Below are 16891 nucleotides of genomic sequence, written 5' to 3'. Positions count from 1 at the left end.
TTCATGATCTATTGTGAAGGATTAGTAAAAATATATAAAACTGACGATTTGGAAGTTGTCGCTCTACAAGGCTTGAACCTAACCGTTGAGAAGGGCGAATTGATGGCTATTATCGGTAATAGTGGTAGTGGTAAATCAACGCTCTTAAATACGCTAGGTGGCTTAGATCGTCCTTCTGCAGGGCAAGTTAAAGTGGGTCCTTGGGATCTGTTGAAAATGACTGAGGAAGAGCGTGTAAGCTATAAGCGGGATACGGTAGGTTTTATTTGGCAAAACAATGCTCGAAACCTATTGCCGTATTTGACAGCTCTTGAAAACGTTGAAATGCCAATGATGCTTTCTGGAAAGTTGGATCGTACGTATGCGACGCAGCTTCTAGAATGGGTTGGTTTGAAGCACCGGATGCATAATAAATTGCATCAGCTCTCAGGCGGTGAGCAGCAGCGTGTGGCGATTGCGATATCGTTATCTAATCGTCCAGAGCTGCTACTAGCAGATGAGCCTACAGGATCGGTTGACACTGCGACATCTGATATGATTATGAATATTTTTCGTAGGCTGAATAAGGAGATCGGTGTCACGATCGTTATCGTTACCCATGATATGACCTTAGCCAGTCAAGTTGACCGCGTTGTTGCGATTAGAGACGGCTTAACGAGTACGGAATTTGTGAAGCATAACCCAGAGATCGGATCGCATGGTGAAGGCTTTGTATCGTTATCAGCGCATACCTCACAAAATGAGCATGTTGCTTATGTGGTTGTTGATAAAGTTGGTCGTCTTCAAGTTCCAAAAGAATATTTGAAGGCAATGGATATTAAAGATAAAGTATTAATGGAGTTTGATGGTGAGAAGATTACGATTAGATCACCGCAGATTCAGCTAAAGGAAGAATAAAGAGTAATCCCCTTATCGTCGACGATGTGTAGAAAGTTCGATACTTAGAACTTAACATTGTTAGCGATAAGGGGATTTTTTCTTATCTTGTTACATTATTTTTATTAATTGGAATGATTTTGTGTAAAATGGGTAATCTATCGTTATCTTTGGCTAATGCTTCCGAAGTAACTTTTCGTTACTAGGAAGTCTATCAAGGAGTTACGAAAAGTTTTGGGAGGTAACAATAGATGTGGATATATTGGATTAGATTATATGAATCAAAGTTTCAAGCAAGTTGTGTTGTACAGCGAATGGAAAATGATTATTGGATGTATGGTCTTGATTGCCCTCAGGAAATAGAAATATTCAAATCGTTAAAGGGAAGATATGGAGTGAAATATTTATTGAATAATTCAAGGGGATTAATATAGTGCATAGGTATATAGTAGTGTAAACCTATTAATACTGGTAATTTTTATGAATAAAAGTGGTGAAAATAAAAAATAAATAAAAATATTAAAAAATGCTTGACGTAATATGTTTGAATGTTGTATATTAATACATGTCGCCGTTGCGATAACGTTTGAAATAGCAATGACGCGGGGTGGAGCAGTTGGCAGCTCGTCGGGCTCATAACCCGAAGGTCACAGGTTCAAGTCCTGTCCCCGCAACCAACCTTTGGACATAATGAGTTATCATTATATTATTAAGGGCCCTTAGTTCAGCTGGTTAGAGCAGTCGGCTCATAACCGATTTGTCGGGGGTTCGAGTCCCTCAGGGCCCACCATTAGCTACATACCCTTGCCGGGGTGGCGGAATTGGCAGACGCACAGGACTTAAAATCCTGCGGTAGGTGACTACCGTACCGGTTCGATTCCGGTTCTCGGCACCATTATTTCCTAGGTTAACTGATTTTTCAATTGAATATTGTATACATAGTACTACGCCGGGGTGGCGGAACTGGCAGACGCACAGGACTTAAAATCCTGCGGTAGGTGACTACCGTACCGGTTCGATTCCGGTTCTCGGCACCATTTAATTTATTAGATTCACTCTATTATGTAGCAAATTCATTGAATAATCCAACCCCCTTCAAGCTAAGCTTGAAGGGGGTTTTTTGTTATTTCGATGTTTTAGATTCAAGGGCATGGATTAGAAATGAATTATTCCTTGTAGAGTGGCATTTAATAGAGATAAATGAATTTGTCAGTGGAGTTTATATGGAAGTAAAAGAAAAATATCAAAATATGTATAAAGGTTGACAAATGATAGCGTTACCTATTTTTATTAAAAATACTATTGACGAGAGGGGAGCTTATGGGATATATTCACTGAGGATGATAATTATTATCAATACACCGAATTAGCAGCGCTCACTGCTAATATTTTTTTGAGATCATATTGAGAATGATAATCATTATTTCGAGATTAGGAATTTAAAGGAGAAGGTTAATTATGAAATTCAGATGGTATAAACATTTATCAGCGGTACTTATCATTGCTTTATTGGTATCTGCAATGCCTGTGTATGCAGAGGAACCGACAGAAACCAAAACAGCAACAGTTATTCATTTTGTAAAAGAGGGTGAAGATGCTACATTATCAGCAGCACACGAATTTTTCAAGAATCCTTACATTGTTGTAAATAATGGTACACAATTTTTAGAAGTAGAAATGACTAAGTCTTTTGCATTAGAGTTTATTATTAATAACGATCCAGAAACAATGGTTATTGAAAATGCTGACACAATTGTGAAAAGATATGAGTTGAAAGATCTTACTGATCAATTTACAGCAACAACAAAATATAAAATTACTCCTGGAGGATCGTTATCTTCTCATGAAGTAACAGTAGTTATTGGCAATGATATTGATAATACGAAAGCTCAATTGATTAGTGCTATTGCAGCAGCAGAGACGCTAACGGATCGCTCAACGGCGTTTGAGTCAGCGATTGCAAATGCAGAAGCTGCTAATACATATATTACTAAGTTAGCGACAATGCAAACTACTTTGACAGCTTTGCAAGCTGCAATTCATGAGCATAACAATCCTACAGCACCTGAGCCTTAACAAAAGCGGCGATCGAACGCGCTGTATCATTAAAACTTGTAAATGGTTATAGTGATGGTTCATTCAAGCCGAATCAAGAAGTTAATCGTGCTGAGTTCACAGCTATTCTAGTTCGCGCAATGAAACTTGAAGCTGCAAAAGGTGAAGTGAAATTTACTGATGCAGATAAAATTCAAGGATGGGCTAAAGAGTATATTCAGCAAGCAGTAGAGGCGGGTATACTAACAGGCTATAACGATAACACATTCCGTCCAACTGGTGACATTACACGTACAGAAGCAGCAGTAATGATTGTTAAAGCATTGGGTCTAGAGCTTGTCTCAGAGGATGAGTTAACTTTCGCCGATGCATCTAACATTCCTGCTTATGCAAGAGCTTATGTTGCTACAGCAGTTAAGTATGGTTTGGTGGTAGGATACAGCAATAATACATTTGGTCCTGATAAAGTAGCTACTCGTGCGGATGCTATTACGTTAGCACTTCGTGTGCTTGATTACTAGGTAAGCCATAAATAATGGAGTTGAGCGTATTTTAAGTGATGCACTCAAACAAAAAAACTTGACGTTATGTTGGCGTCAAGTTTTTTGTATGCAGAATTTAATACTATCTAGGAATGATGGCGACGATGTCTTTTCGCAATTACAAGTAATCTTTGGCCAGGTCTCAGGCGCACAACTAAAGTCTTTTTGTGTTTCATCAAGAACACCACCTTATATCAAGATAAACTAATGTATGTAAGTTTATTTAATTTGCCCTAGACAGATATAGTGATTTGAAATTAAATGTGCTTTATAGATTACTTGCTTTGAAATGTTTCATGTCCAATAATAAATTGAAAATATCCGTCGGCAAAGCTACGCTGTTCGTTAATTCAGCAGAAACAGCCGCCACGGTGAAAAAAGAACAGCAAGGCACGCTAGCGAAATTTATTAATAAATCTTATTAAAGCTGAAAAGGTCAACATAGGCATGAGCAAAGCACAAGTTGAACTATCATGGGGACATCCTTCCGATACATCTAAGTTAACTTCAAACAATATTTCAGTTGAAGTATGGAGATACGGAACACAGTATGTCAGCTTTACGAACGGAATTGTAAAATCTATCTACACATTGTAATGGTATAACGTGCTCATATGACAAAACAGCGTTCTGCGCCGATTAAACTAACTGAATGGTTTACTGCTTTTCTGACATCTATCGTAACCAAGGATATATTGAAACCCGTCCAAAGAGTGCCACGTAATGGGATACAGGATGTAACCAATCAAACTATCACTAATTTCTGCAAGAAACTTAATATCCTGTGCTTCAAACAAGCCCTAAATGGTATAATAGTAATATGAATTGAAAGGTGGTGTTGTCCATGAGTGTGAACCGTGAAGAATTAAAACGCTTGATTGACAAAATCACAGATCAAGATGCAGCAGAAGTACATGATTTTATTGGATATCTAAAAATGAAGCGTGAAAAGGATACTTTGAAAAATCTTGGAGAAGCGACTAAGACAAGTATGGATTTTTGGGATAATACTGTAGATGACGAGGTTTGGAACTTTGTAGAAGCAAGGTGACATACTATTGATACCATTTCCATACAGTGATCTATCTGCTACGAAGCAGCGTCCAGTATTAGTTCTATCCAATACAAGTTATAATCTTGTTAATCAAGATATTGTCGTAGCGGCGATTACATCTAACTTAGCAAGTCGTGATTTCTTTATTCGTATCACAACGGATGATTTAGATGTTGGTCAACTGAAAGTGGAATCGGGCATTCGTGCAGACAAAATATATACGTTGTCTAGTCGAATTGTTAATAAGAAATTTGGTCATTTGACATCTGATCGTTTGTTAGAGGTTAAGGAGCAAATTGATAGGTTAATCTCAGAATAGATTTATTATTGAATATTATCTTGCAAGATATTAAGTAACACATACTAATACACACCCAACGTTACCCAAAAACCCTGTCCGTATTTGTAGCCATACTGTAGCCGAAAGCTATAAAACTAACAGCTACAGTATAACAACACAAAAACCCGAGGAGCGTTGCTACACGACTTCCCGGGATCATATAAAACGTGTGGGTACAACGCAGGAAATGAGGGAGAAGAGTTCAACTCCCCCCAGGGTAAGTGAGAACCTTGATTGCAAAAAGTGCTTTAAATAACACCAAAAACGTATTGAATCAATCTCATGTTATAGTAACATGAAATAATAGTGGGGACGAAATCGATTAGTATTGAATATAAGGTAACCAAAGAGAACAAACTAACCGTGATTCCCGCATACGGGCATATGAACCGTCCCTATATGTCACCTGGGTATTATTGTTTTGAAGCTCCGTGCGCCTGTGGGATGTTATCCATGTCAAGGAGATTCATTTGACAGAAGTATTCTAAGAAGTTTTTAGCTTCTTTGATTTTTTCTTCATCTGTTCTTAATGCTATGATATCTTTTAAGATTTGAGCAGTCCAAACGTTATCGAAGTAACGGTATTTACCAGAATTCCATGTCAAGCGTTCAGGAAAGTTTTTGTTGATATAATAATTCCAGAAAAGCATATTTTCTGCTTCTTGATCTGTGAGCTTAATTCTAAATTCCGTATGGGCCGGGACCATTCCATCATTGCTAAGATCGCCGAAAAACGTTTCGTTTACCATATAGAGGCCGAAAATACGTCTTTCTGTTTCTGATTGATCGGATCCTCTTGCAGTCAGAAGACATGCACTGTTCGGAAGCAAACGAGCTACTCTATTTGGTTGGCCTTTATTTTTTCCATTTTGAACCTTGCCAGTAGACGCTCGCCAGTCGGTAAATACATTTTGTTGCTCTTCCTCGTCCAGCCAGAAAACAATTTGTGAGCTCTCATGAATTTTAAGGTTTTTTATTTTTTCTCTACGCTGCTGTTCAAGCGCCTGCTGCGCCTCTACTTCTTCACGTTCTCTTTCAAGTGCTTCTTTTTTAATTTCCTCTTTTGCAATAATTTTCTGCAAAGATTTTGCGATATTTCTGTCATTTAGTTTGATAAACTTCTCAAAGGCATCAGGGTAAACGAATTTTTTAGTATAATTATTAAAATCAATAGTGATGACAGACTCATCATGATCCACGATATTTCCAATACCAAAGACTATATGAGTTATTTTTTCATTGATTAAGTTCACTAAGCCCACTCTCCTCGTATAAATATTTAGGTATTAAATTAACACCTATTATTTTCTGACTAGCTTGCTTTCGATTGACGAAATAGAATGAGAAAATGGTTTTTTACATCAAAAAACCGCACTCAAATTCTGTCGAAAAGAAGTTGCGTACGATTATCGTGTATTGTCTAAATATTCTTATAAATATATATTACCATATATCCAAACATATTTCAAATAATGAATTGACAATGGTGTATTTTTATCGTATAATTTATTTTTTTTTGTGAAACTATCATCTTTGTCGGATATCGGCACTCAACACATGTGGAGTGCGTGATATTGATGGTAAGGAAATTGTAATCCCGATAAACCCATGATATTGCTAATACAATCGTGCAAAAAAATGAGGAACTTAAAAATTAGTAATATTACTCTATTTATACGAACAAAGGTGAATGTGGGTGTGAGGGTTGTTTTTTTAGAAGAGATTTATTGTGAAAAAAACGAATAAGAGAAGAGTTAGTAAAAAGACCATTTTCCTTAATTAAGTAATAGTCTTGAAGCATAATATTATGACCTAAAATCTATTCTTGACCAAAAGCACCAAAAAGAGAGCTTCACAAACTCATCCCAATACGCCAAAAAAAAAAGCCCCCTTACACCGTAAGGGGGCTGAACGTTTATATTCTGGTAGGACGGGCGGGGATCGAACCCGCGACTTCTACCCTGTCAAGGTAGCACTCTCCCGCTGAGTTACCGTCCTATGCAATACAAAATATAATAGCATAGGCTAACGATATATTCAAGCTATAATCTAGTAATTTTAGAAGGTAAATATTCTAATTTTCATTAATTCATAAAAACCTCTAATTATTGTTGCAACATTATGAGTAAATATGACGTTTATAGATATAGTTAATAATTAAAGCGTTATGCTTCGAGAATGACTTTTTGTTACATAGAAGTCCAACAAGAAGTCCAACAAATTAGGGGGAAATATGATGAAGAAGAAAAGTTTATTTACTGTAGCACTCTCGCTGGTTCTTTTACTAGCATTAACACCAGTTTTACATGCGTTTTCGGATGTATCAGGTCACAAAGCAGAAAGCCATATTTTAAGTTTGAAGGAGCGAGGAGTTATTAACGGTGTTAAATCAGATGCATTCAATCCAGATAATGAATTGACATACGCTCAAGCTGTCTCTTTGCTTGATAGAGCTTTTGAACTGGACCTTAGTCGTTTCCGTTTTGCAAAACTACCTGTAGCTAGTGATATGTATGAAAATGTAGCTAATGATCAATGGTATTCTGAAGCATTTGTAGAAGGATATTACAATGGCGTGGAATTTGCTGCTGATGTGAATCCTAACGATTCCATTAGTCGTGAGGAATTTGCATCTATCTTAATGGATCAGGTAGATCGAAAAGGTGAATACCCACTAATTGCAATCTATATTGACTATCTTGATGCTAAGGAAGTTCAACCAGACTATAGCAATGCGATTCAAAAGCTTCTAATTCTAAAGTTTGCAGAGCTTACGGAAGACAACAAGTTTAATCCTACACAAAGCGTTACTCGTGGTGAAGCAGCGATTTGGTTAGATAAAGCACTTCTTTTTGTAGATACGCTTAATGTTAATGAAGAAGTTGAACCATCAAGCCAACTTGACAATGTAAAGCTGACGACAGAAGCATTAACGGATACAGTTAATAAAGTAACAATTTCTGCAGACGTACCACATCCAGGCTATGGCATAAAGGTAGCTAATATTAAATTTGTTGGTGACATCGCTTATGTAGATATTCAGATTGTTGAGCCTCTACCAGATATGATGTATCCTCAAGTGATTACAAACGTGTCTACATCTGTATATGTAGATAAACAATATAAAGTTGAATTTGTAGAAGCACAATATAATGATGAATCTGTAGCTCAATAATAATGGTATGAGAACGCTGTGTAGTAGTCGTAACGTTGACTAGCTATTCAGCGTTTTCTTTATGTAGAGCGCTCGTAATGACCTTGCTTGGCATCGTATTGAATTGACTTCTATGAAAAAAACATCATAATGATACTATCTATCCTCCTAATATTAGAGGTACAGAGGGGCACAAATCGTTAGTAATGGGGAGCAGGTGTAACTATGACATCGGAGCATTTTATACTACATACCGATAAATATCAAATTAATATGATGTATGCTCACTGGAAGCATCATACGCATCATCAAAAAGCGGTTTTTGATTTGTATTTTAGAAAATTGCCATTCGGCAACGGCTTTGCCGTTGCCGCTGGTCTGGAAAGAATTATTCATTATATTAAGGGGCTAAAATTTTCTGAAGAAGAAATTACATTTCTAGCTTCGCAAGAGGAAAACTATGACCTTCCATTTCTAGAGGAGCTTAGACAATTTAAGTTTACAGGTCATATTTATGCTGCCATTGAAGGTACATTGGTTTTCCCTAATGAGCCAATATTAAGAGTGGAGGCATCGATTTTTGAAGCTCAAATTATTGAGACAGCAATATTGAACTTCATGAATTATCAATCACTAATCGCAACGAAAGCGGCGAGAATTAAGCAAGTAGCGCCACATGATATATTAATGGAATTCGGTACGCGCCGAGCACAAGAAGCAGATGCAGCTATTTGGGGGGCGAGAGCAGCTTGTCTAGTTGGCTTTCATGCAACGTCTAACTTGAGAGCGGCAATGCTGTTTAATTTACCAGCAAAAGGGACTCATGCTCATGCTTGGGTACAAATTCATGATAGTGAGCAGCAGGCGTTTGATCGTTACGCTGAGGCGTTACCTGATGATGTAACTTTACTCGTAGATACGTATGATACATTGCGTGAAGGCGTACCTCATGCCATTGAAACAGCACGTAAGCTTGCTGCCAAAGGTAAGCGTATGAAGGCGATTCGTCTTGATAGTGGAGATCTAGCCTATTTATCTAAGCGTGCTCGTGAAATGCTCGATGAAGCGGGTTTCCCCGATGTAAAAATTGTAGCTTCTAATGATCTAGATGAAAATATTATTGTAGAATTGAAGGCACAAGGAGCGCGGATTGATAGTTGGGGAATTGGTACAAAGCTAATTACAGCTTCCGATAATCCCGCACTCGGTGGTGTATATAAGCTAGTTGCTAAGGAATGTAATGGGCAATACGAGCCCGTCATCAAAATTTCCGGAAATCCTGAGAAAATAACGACTCCCGGAAAGAAAAATGTATATCGCATTGTGAACTTAGACACTGGAAAAGCGGAAGCTGATTATATTACGATGGATGATGAAGTGCTTGATTCTAATTCAGAACAGCCGTTAATGCTATACGATCCAGCTCACCCGTACATACGTCGCGAAGTAAGCCGTTACACAGCTTTACCATTGCTACACCCTATATACGTGGCGGGGGAGTGTGTCTATAAGCTCCCTACTGTGCAAGAAATTGCCCAATACCATCAATTACAGCTTGATTTGTTTTGGCCAGAAACATTGCGTAAGCTGAATCCTGAAAAGTATGCTGTAGTGCTAAGTGATAAAGTTTGGAATATTCGTAAAGATCTATTGAGTCAACATAATAAATAATAGAAGAATGGGGCTTCCTTGAGTCAGTTTTCACTGACTATCTGGACAGCCCCTTTATCTTGCTCTGTTATTAGAATGAAGGTAATTGATCTAAGTTATTTGCAACGGTATCGTCAGGCTCTGAACGAATATGCTGTTCATGATCTCTACCTTTGAACAGTTCTAAATTTTTAATTTCCTGATTACTAACCATTTCTTGAGCTTGCATATAATCAACAATTTCACCGGAAGAAAGCTTGAATTCTACTATACTTCCTGCTGCATTACGTCTTACTGCGACAACTTCCTGCTGCTCTGACATTGACATACACTTCCTCGCTAGATAGTAGACGGTAGACCTTGTTGAACAATTTCCATCAAGCCCGTCTTACCTATATAGTCCCCAATTGTGTCGCCATAATGCATTAATTTTATTTTTTGTTGCAAGTGATCAGGTAATGATAATAATTCTTCTAATGTGGTATGTACTAAGCCAGGGCTTTCAAGCTGACAATCATGATAGACCGTTTGCACTCCGTCTTCAACTAATTGCTGTAATAGTTGTGGATTGAAGGTCATATCTGCTGAGTAGAAAAATCTATCATTGAACAAGATAGAATAACTATCTTTATTCGGAATATGCTGCGTTTGAATCAACTTAATATTCAAATCGGGAGCTAATTCATAGTTAGTATTCGGTACTAATGGCACGACATGGAAGAAGTCATCTATGCTTATGAGATCCCCTTGTACAAGCCCGCCCTTGAGACAAGTTTCCCATAAAGGCTCCACCAAGGACTCAGCAACATATAAGGTGGCCTTTTTCTTGTACTTAAACATCATCTGAAAAGCATATAATTCCAAGCCACCAACATGATCAGAATGGATATGACTTATAAGCACACCATCTAATTGATCGAAGCTATAGCCTTGCTCATAAAGGGCATGGGGTAATGTAATGCCACAGTCTACTAGCAGGTTGAACGAATGTTGTTGTATTAATCCATTGTTATTATAATGCTGTTTCGCAAACGCATTACCAGTGCCTATCATAGTAATTATCACATAGAAACCTCCTTATACATGAGCTAAGTTTTTATATTATATCAGATAATGATCATTAACTCTGTAATCCAGCTCACAGATATAACGAAATTTCAGCTATTATTAATGGATATTGCTAACCGTTTTCTTGCATTGTAACGAAACTGTAAATCTTATTCAAGATGTCTTGCTGAAAAATTTTGATAAGTTAATCAGTTACTACTAGTTTTCTACATTAAATCTTTTTCATTTTAACGCAACTTTTTATTTACCATGGAGTCTAACTTCTTAGGAATGATGATAAATTGGAGGTTAAGACAAGCGATGAAACATAAGAAAATTTTCATTCTATTAAGTATCGTTATGATTTGGAGTGCAACAGTTGTACTTGCAAATGCATCTAGCTCGAAAATTAAAGTGATTATTAATGATGCCGATCTAGGCGAAATAGGTGAACTGATTGATAATAGTACTTATTTACCACTTCGTAAAATTGGTGAATCACTGCATGCTATTGTCGATTGGAACTCGAACACAAAGACTGCAACGATTTACTCACCTAATGTGCATATGTTTATTTATAATAGCAGTAATGGGGAAGAGACTACATTTGGTGAAGTGAAAAAAGGGTTTAGTGGAAAGATTAAAGTGTTTGCACAAGTAGACAATGTAGGCTTAAAATTAAACTCTACAAAATTCACGATCGTTGATCCCAATGGAAAAGAAACGTTAATTCAAGAAATTAAAGTAGAAAAAGATCGCGATAATTATTGGTTCGTCACAGAAGAGACGAGCTATCGTTTTTCATTAAGTGGAAAATATACGATTCGTTGCTATATGAAGCCTGAGAACAGTGATGAATGGACCATTACATCAGAGAAGTTAATTACTTCATCCGCGAACTAAATCTGTTTGACCATAGCATAACATTCTGTTAACATAATAACGTATAAATTATATTTAACCGAAATGGGGTAACTACTGTGACTGAACATCAACATGATGAAAATTGTGGTTGTGGCGAAGACCATGAGCATGAAGACCATGTGTTTATCATAGCAAATGATGAAGGCGAAGAACGTGAAATGGTAATGGTATATACATTTGAGAATGAAGACATGATGTATGCCGTACTACTTGATCGTCAAGATCCAGAGCAAGACGGAGTGATTTTCCGTGTTGAAGAAGAAAATGAGGAAGCTTTCTTAGTCGGTATTGAAGATGACGAAGAGTGGAATCGCGTTCAAGCTATCTATGAAGAAATCGCCAACACTGAAAACGGCGAACAATAATAGAAGCAAGTAAAGCAGAGATGGGGGTTCCTTATCGCTGCTTTTTTTTCTGTCCTTATATATATAAAACTGCACCGCCAACTTGTTAGTTATGTCTAACAAGCGGCGGTGCAGTTTTTTGTAGTAACTACTTTATTATTACGAAATCGCTGTTTCTTCAAAAATAACTTTGACGAATTCAATGTTGCGATCCTCGGGACCTTTAACAGGTAGACCAACCTCAACATGCTCGATAATATAGTCAATATTTTTTTGTGAAATAACTTCACCAGGTAGTAGAATTGGTATACCAGGCGGATACACATAGATAAATTCAGCAATAATACGTCCTGCAGACTCTTTGAAAGGAATCGTCTCTGTTTCCCCATAGAAAGCATCACGTGGTGTCAATGAAAGCTGAGGGATGTCAGGTATTTTCACGACAAGCTCACGAGCCTCTGCTCCTTCAAAGTAGGTTTCAGAAAGAGTTTTCAAGGCAACAATAAGTTTTTGTACAGATTCAGAAGTGTCACCGGGAGTAACTAGACACAAAATATTGTACATATCACTCATTTCAATTTCTAAGTTGAAATGCTCACGTAACCAGTTTTCCGTATCATAACCAGTAATGCCAAGATGTCTGACGTGAATCGTTACTTTTGTTGGATCGAAATCGTAAGTGGCTTCATCACCAAGAATTTCTTTGCCGAAGCTGTATAGTCCTGGAATTTGATTAATTGCTGCACGTGCATGTTCTGCAAGTTCGATCGCTTGATCAGCAATCGTTTCACCGTGCAACGCTAGATTTCTTCGTGAAGTATCAAGCGATGCCAATAAAATATATGAAGTGGATGTTGTTGTTAGCATACTAAGAATCGTTTGAATACGTTGTGGGTTCACAAGTCCTTTTTTGACATTAAGTACAGAACTTTGTGTCATAGAGCCTCCAAGCTTGTGTACGCTCGTTGCAGCTATATCTGCGCCTGCTTCCATAGCAGACATCGGTAGCTTCTCATTAAAGTGAATAAGAACGCCGTGAGCCTCATCGACAAGGACAGGGATATGATAACTATGAACAAGATCTACAATCTCTTTTAAATTCGCACAAATACCGAAATAAGTCGGGTTAATAACTAGTACGGCTTTAGCGTCAGGATGACGCTGCAGGGCACGTTTTACTGAACTAGTCGTAATCCCATGATCAATACCTAAGTTTTTGTCTCGAGCAGGTGAGATAAATATTGGTCTAGCACCCGCAAAAATAATAGCAGACAGTACAGATTTATGAATGTTACGTGGAATAATAATTTTATCGCCGGGTACACAAACTGATAAAATCATCGCAATAATCGCACCGCTTGTCCCTTGGACAGAGAAATAAGTATAATCTGCTCCAAAAGCATCTGCTGCTAATTGCTGCGCTTCCTCAATGACGCCAGTTGGCTGATGTAAATCATCAAGCGGCGCAATATTAATTAGATCTATGGACAAGGCATTATCACCGATAAAAGAACGAAATTCTGGGTCACTTCCGATGCCTTTTTTATGTCCTGGTATGTGGAACTGGACGGGATCTTGCTCCGCATGGTTGCGTAGCGCAGTAAATAATGGAGTACGACGATGGTCCATCGTTGACATCCCTGCCTTTCATTAGGTGTACAAACAAAGTTGAGTATAACAAAAACAAGGTGGAATGCAATACGTTTTTTATAAAATTAATATATTGCTTGAACTCGGAAGACAAGTTGTGACGAAATGTTCATAGTTTAACATCATTGAGATATGATAATATTGTTAGATGCGGAGGGATTAGAAAATGATGGATAAAAGAATGTTAGTGGTCATGGCAATCCTTATGACTACATTTATTGGCTTCGGCATTATAATTCCAGTTATGCCTGAAATTATTTTGGATACGGCTACGAGTAATGCAGAATTACATAACGGAGCAATCCTTGCTATTTACTCGCTCGTATCGTTTCTACTTTCACCTATTTGGGGTGCTTTATCCGATCGGGTAGGTAGAAAGAAAATAATAATTATTGGTTTGATTGGATTTTCAATTAGCTTCTTGATGTTTGGGTTAGCAGCTCATCATCTTACTTTAATGTATATTGCTCGTGCATTAGGTGGCTTATTCTCAGGTGCAGTAACATCCGTTATTGTAGCGTACGTAGCAGATATTACGAGTGCAGAAAATCGCACAAAAGGAATGGCTTTTGTTGGTATTTCAATCGGCTTCGGATTTATGATTGGACCTGCGGTTGGTGGGATGTTGAGCGTTATTAATCTAACGACACCGTTCTTTGTGGCAGCGGGATTGTCATTAATTACTGCGGTCTTTGCCATATTAATTTTGCAGGATACTAATAATAGAGTGGATACGAATGAACCTAAAGTATCTAGATGGAGCGCTTTTCAAGGCACTTCCAAATATTTATATGTACTAGCCTTCTTCGTTACATTTACACTGGCATTTTTGGAGGCTACGCTACAACTATTCGGGATTGCGAAATTTGATGTTACTCCATCTCAAGTAGGTACGATGTTCTTAATTAGTGGTTTGGCTGGGGCATTGGTGCAAGGTGGAATTGTGCGTCGCATGGTGAAGCCTGGAGATGAACCGAAATTTATTGTCATGGGCTCCATTATTTCAGCAATCGGATTCTTTATGCTACTTGGTGCAGACACATTCCTTTGGGCAACGATTTCAGTTACGGTGTTCGGTATTGGCAACTCCTTAACTAGACCATGTATTACATCATTAATTACGTTGAAAACAAAAGTTAGTATCGGTGTTGCATCTGGCTTAAGTAATTCTATGGATAGTCTTGGACGTATCGCTGGTCCGATTATCGGTACACTATTATTTACAGTTGCTATTGGGTTACCATATCTCATTGCGGGCTTGTTAAGTTTATTAGCATTGCTGCTTGTATATGGCTTTAAGCTTGCAGATCGGGTTGAAAAGATGAACGTATCCAAAAACTAATAATATGATAGCGATGTATGCTTCTAATCCGTGCAAAAAAGGAACTTCGACAATGTTGAAGTTCCTTTTTTTATGTTATGAGCAGTAACGATTGTGCGACTGCTAATATCCTTGCTAATTATTCGATTATGCTTCATAAGCTAATTTATATAATGGAAGTAATTGCAAATAAGTTTCAGATGCATACTCGATAAGCTTCTGCTGATCCTGAACGATAGCACTATTGGGTGCCAGATGACGACCGATAAGTAACTCTGCTTTTCCTACATCGCGGAAACGAGTAAGGATGGAGGACCAATCCTCTTCGTTAAGTTCACTCACAGCCTGAGCATTATTTTTCATATGATCTTGTGAAATGACATAGTCACTGGGAACTTGCTCGATCACTTGCTCGAGGTTGGCTAGAAATGTATTCGCAATATTTTTTTTGTTTGGAACTTCATAGATCAATGCAAACCAGATAAATAGGTGATCGTCGAACAGTCCTAGTTGAAAGTGGGGGTGTGCTTTGTAGCCGCGCTTATTGTTACAAATCGCCAGCCAAGTATCCTTTGGAGGATTAACTGTACGGCGGGCATGCTTAGCAATATGCAGAAACATTTCATTACTGGCGTGGATACTTAATTCCGTAGTTAATTGTTGTCCCATCACTTGGAATTTGGGTCTAATATGTTCAATAATGGCGCTCATTCGCTCATCAAGTCCTGCAATATGAAAAATATCGAAATCCTCAGTAGTAAATCCAGCTTGAATTAATTGTTGGGTCATTGCGTACTCCTTTTCGCTTATCATCAACGATGAGAAACTTTATCATTTAATAATGATTGTAACATATAATGATTTATCTGTCCTGTTTCAATTTCTAGATTGATGGTTAAACTAAGCTCAATTGAAACATTATCAAAACACGCGAAAAATAGTCAATAAACCAAGTTGCCAATACATAAGATGAAGTATAAGATAATGGTAAAAGTAAATAGTCAGAAGATTTAGGCTATTGTCTTGATTCATTTGCTTACATGATTTTTTGTTGAAAAGTTTATAGTATATGCTTCCGAAGCGACTTTTCTGAAATGGGAAGTTATGCTTAAGAAGCATAGAAAAGTTTTAGGAGGGAATGCCGTGAATAGAAACTATGAAGTAGAATATTGTAATCTCGAACTTCGTTTCGAGCGGCGCCAAATCCAAACTCTCATCAGAGAGCTGATCCAGGAGGGGTATTCGCTTTATTGGAATGAAACGGAGGGGAAATTTCTAGTTTCGATCCGAACGGGTAGGAAGTTAGTTAAGCTTCATTTCGAGAAAGTGAATCAAAGCTACCGTATTGTTGGAGATTATATAATTAAAGACGAGAGGTTATCAGAGCTTATTGAAAAACTTATTAACGACACGCGTGGGCATGCTGTAGTTAAGCGAATCAAAGATCGACAAATTGTCATTGAAAACATTATGTTCGGTGAAATTATTCGACTGGTGGAGGTGTCTGGTATGGAGCATCGTATTATTTATCAGAAAAAGCCATATGTAACTTTCGAGGATATGATTCAAGCTTTTCAGAACAAGCGGGCCGAGCAACGTATTGCTGTGCTACGCATGGAACTAGATTATGAACTCAGCTGCTTGCATGAAGCGACCATTGAACAAGATGAACTAAAGTCTCAGGAAATCATTGGTCAATTGGAGCTGTTACGTCTTGAGATGTTACAACTCGAAATGTAGTTTCATAAAAGATAACGATCATAAAACGGTCTGACCTCTAAGAAATTTAGTGGCCGACCGTTTTTTTTGTTCAACAATGGGAGAATATAAACTGAACTTTAGTCCGAAATTGATAAAATTAAAGAGAATTCATCACAATTTCATCGTAAACTGTTTTCTTCTTTGCGCAAAAGGAGTAGAATAAAGCTATTGTG

At 37.7% G+C, this 16891-nt stretch carries 19 protein-coding genes, 5 tRNA genes and 1 pseudogene; 19 read left to right on the top strand and 6 right to left on the bottom strand.

From position 1 onward, the window contains the following. The first annotated feature begins 3 nt into the window (after positions 1-3). The 13 genes and pseudogenes from AC1TO5_RS02655 (at position 4) to AC1TO5_RS02595 (ending at position 4846) form a co-directional block, all read left to right on the top strand. On the top strand, positions 4-897 hold the full coding sequence (locus AC1TO5_RS02655; protein WP_482061230.1) for an ABC transporter ATP-binding protein: 894 nt from the start codon (positions 4-6) through the stop codon (positions 895-897). A 230-nt stretch (positions 898-1127) separates the two neighbouring features. Further along, the gene (locus AC1TO5_RS02650; RefSeq protein ID WP_482061229.1) at positions 1128-1310 is read left to right on the top strand and encodes a hypothetical protein; all 183 of its coding nucleotides are present in this window, start codon (positions 1128-1130) and stop codon (positions 1308-1310) included. Between the two features lie 167 nt (positions 1311-1477). Beyond that, a tRNA-Met gene (locus tag AC1TO5_RS02645) sits at positions 1478-1553 on the top strand. Positions 1554-1589: 36 nt separating this feature from the next. Then, positions 1590-1666 (top strand) — tRNA-Ile (locus AC1TO5_RS02640). Positions 1667-1682: 16 nt separating this feature from the next. Beyond that, positions 1683-1771 (top strand) — tRNA-Leu (locus AC1TO5_RS02635). 53 nt (positions 1772-1824) lie between these two features. After that, positions 1825-1913, top strand: a tRNA-Leu gene (locus AC1TO5_RS02630). Between the two features lie 421 nt (positions 1914-2334). After that, entirely contained in the window at positions 2335-2952 is a 618-nt protein-coding gene (locus tag AC1TO5_RS02625; RefSeq protein WP_482061228.1) for a hypothetical protein, read from the top strand. An 11-nt stretch (positions 2953-2963) separates the two neighbouring features. Continuing rightward, positions 2964-3038: pseudogene (locus AC1TO5_RS02620) on the top strand (S-layer homology domain-containing protein); the annotation flags it as partial. 33 nt (positions 3039-3071) lie between these two features. Beyond that, positions 3072-3452 carry an S-layer homology domain-containing protein gene (locus AC1TO5_RS02615; protein WP_482061227.1) on the top strand — a complete coding sequence of 127 codons (381 nt, stop codon included), beginning with the start codon at positions 3072-3074 and terminating at the stop codon, positions 3450-3452. Between the two features lie 317 nt (positions 3453-3769). Further along, entirely contained in the window at positions 3770-3898 is a 129-nt protein-coding gene (locus AC1TO5_RS02610) for a hypothetical protein (RefSeq protein WP_482061226.1), read from the top strand. Between the two features lie 22 nt (positions 3899-3920). Continuing rightward, complete coding sequence (locus tag AC1TO5_RS02605; RefSeq protein WP_482061225.1) at positions 3921-4070, top strand: hypothetical protein; 150 nt, start codon at positions 3921-3923, stop codon at positions 4068-4070. Positions 4071-4317: 247 nt separating this feature from the next. Then, a complete protein-coding gene (locus AC1TO5_RS02600) occupies positions 4318-4524 on the top strand; it encodes a DUF2281 domain-containing protein (protein WP_482061224.1) in 207 nt (68 codons plus the stop codon). Between the two features lie 7 nt (positions 4525-4531). Beyond that, positions 4532-4846, top strand: coding sequence for a type II toxin-antitoxin system PemK/MazF family toxin (locus tag AC1TO5_RS02595; protein WP_482061223.1), 315 nt, complete (start codon positions 4532-4534; stop codon positions 4844-4846). Between the two features lie 434 nt (positions 4847-5280). Here AC1TO5_RS02595 and AC1TO5_RS02590 read toward each other — a convergent pair whose 3' ends face one another. After that, complete coding sequence (locus AC1TO5_RS02590) at positions 5281-6120, bottom strand: malate synthase (protein ID WP_482061222.1); 840 nt, start codon at positions 6118-6120, stop codon at positions 5281-5283. A gap of 670 nt (positions 6121-6790) precedes the next feature. Further along, positions 6791-6865, bottom strand: a tRNA-Val gene (locus AC1TO5_RS02585). 235 nt (positions 6866-7100) lie between these two features. On the opposite strand from AC1TO5_RS02585, the gene AC1TO5_RS02580 reads away from it, so the two are divergent. Together AC1TO5_RS02580 and AC1TO5_RS02575 are read left to right on the top strand one after the other, a co-directional pair. After that, a complete protein-coding gene (locus tag AC1TO5_RS02580; protein WP_482061221.1) occupies positions 7101-8042 on the top strand; it encodes an S-layer homology domain-containing protein in 942 nt (313 codons plus the stop codon). Between the two features lie 204 nt (positions 8043-8246). Then, a complete protein-coding gene (locus AC1TO5_RS02575; RefSeq protein ID WP_482061220.1) occupies positions 8247-9692 on the top strand; it encodes a nicotinate phosphoribosyltransferase in 1446 nt (481 codons plus the stop codon). Positions 9693-9762: 70 nt separating this feature from the next. On the opposite strand, the gene AC1TO5_RS02570 is transcribed toward AC1TO5_RS02575, so the two are convergent. Both AC1TO5_RS02570 and AC1TO5_RS02565 read right to left on the bottom strand, forming a co-directional pair. Beyond that, the gene (locus AC1TO5_RS02570; RefSeq protein WP_482061219.1) at positions 9763-9993 is read right to left on the bottom strand and encodes a DUF3892 domain-containing protein; all 231 of its coding nucleotides are present in this window, start codon (positions 9991-9993) and stop codon (positions 9763-9765) included. A 17-nt stretch (positions 9994-10010) separates the two neighbouring features. Continuing rightward, positions 10011-10724 (bottom strand): MBL fold metallo-hydrolase, encoded by a 714-nt coding sequence (locus AC1TO5_RS02565; protein WP_482061805.1) that lies wholly within the window; start codon positions 10722-10724, stop codon positions 10011-10013. A gap of 315 nt (positions 10725-11039) precedes the next feature. Here AC1TO5_RS02565 and AC1TO5_RS02560 point away from each other — a divergent pair, with 315 nt between their 5' ends. Together AC1TO5_RS02560 and AC1TO5_RS02555 are read left to right on the top strand one after the other, a co-directional pair. Continuing rightward, a complete protein-coding gene (locus tag AC1TO5_RS02560; RefSeq protein WP_482061218.1) occupies positions 11040-11621 on the top strand; it encodes a stalk domain-containing protein in 582 nt (193 codons plus the stop codon). Positions 11622-11698: 77 nt separating this feature from the next. After that, the gene (locus AC1TO5_RS02555) at positions 11699-12007 is read left to right on the top strand and encodes a DUF1292 domain-containing protein (protein ID WP_482061217.1); all 309 of its coding nucleotides are present in this window, start codon (positions 11699-11701) and stop codon (positions 12005-12007) included. A gap of 138 nt (positions 12008-12145) precedes the next feature. Here the strand turns inward: AC1TO5_RS02555 and AC1TO5_RS02550 are convergent, their stop codons facing one another. After that, positions 12146-13615, bottom strand: a complete 1470-nt coding sequence (locus tag AC1TO5_RS02550; RefSeq protein WP_482061216.1) for an aminotransferase class I/II-fold pyridoxal phosphate-dependent enzyme — start codon at positions 13613-13615, stop codon at positions 12146-12148. Positions 13616-13802: 187 nt separating this feature from the next. On the opposite strand from AC1TO5_RS02550, the gene AC1TO5_RS02545 reads away from it, so the two are divergent. Continuing rightward, entirely contained in the window at positions 13803-14978 is a 1176-nt protein-coding gene (locus tag AC1TO5_RS02545; protein WP_482061215.1) for an MFS transporter, read from the top strand. 126 nt (positions 14979-15104) lie between these two features. Here the strand turns inward: AC1TO5_RS02545 and AC1TO5_RS02540 are convergent, their stop codons facing one another. After that, on the bottom strand, positions 15105-15746 hold the full coding sequence (locus AC1TO5_RS02540) for a YktB family protein (protein WP_482061214.1): 642 nt from the start codon (positions 15744-15746) through the stop codon (positions 15105-15107). Positions 15747-16100: 354 nt separating this feature from the next. On the opposite strand from AC1TO5_RS02540, the gene AC1TO5_RS02535 reads away from it, so the two are divergent. Continuing rightward, positions 16101-16697 carry a hypothetical protein gene (locus tag AC1TO5_RS02535; protein WP_482061213.1) on the top strand — a complete coding sequence of 199 codons (597 nt, stop codon included), beginning with the start codon at positions 16101-16103 and terminating at the stop codon, positions 16695-16697. The last annotated feature ends 194 nt before the right edge of the window (positions 16698-16891 follow it).

This window comes from Paenibacillus sp. Y930, from assembly GCF_056786375.1.
The sequence above is the reverse complement of the archived record's forward strand: the minus strand, read 5'-3'. Positions and strand labels throughout refer to the sequence as shown.